The organism is Faecalibacterium sp. DFI.5.82 (assembly GCF_029076575.1).
GTDB classification, from domain to species: domain Bacteria; phylum Bacillota; class Clostridia; order Oscillospirales; family Ruminococcaceae; genus Faecalibacterium; species Faecalibacterium duncaniae.
The window spans coordinates 1-294 of the sequence record NZ_JARFIS010000940.1; the positions used below are offsets into that span (position 1 = coordinate 1).

Sequence of the window (294 nt, forward strand, 5' to 3'; positions counted from 1 at the left end):
GATAGGTGCCCAGCAGCATCATATCCGCATTCGGCATCTCCTTGCAGGCAAGCATCAGCCGCTCACCAGCTGCTTTTTTCTCATCGAACACCATTCCCTTGATCGTCATGCCGCAGAAGTTCTCCTTATCCTGCGGGTGTGCGTCTGCGATTTGGGCATCGTTTTTCAGAGCAGCAATACGGTTCTTCGCTTTCTGAATTTCCTCCGGGTAATGCTTGAGTAGCTTATCTTCCAGACGATATTTCTGGTTCTGATAATCCGAGCAAAGCTCAAGGTGCTGCGCTCGGATTATCA

General features: G+C 50.0%; 1 pseudogene. It reads right to left on the reverse strand.

Annotated elements, in window-relative coordinates:
- Nucleotides 1-294, reverse strand: a pseudogene (locus P0G09_RS19585) (hypothetical protein); the annotation flags it as partial.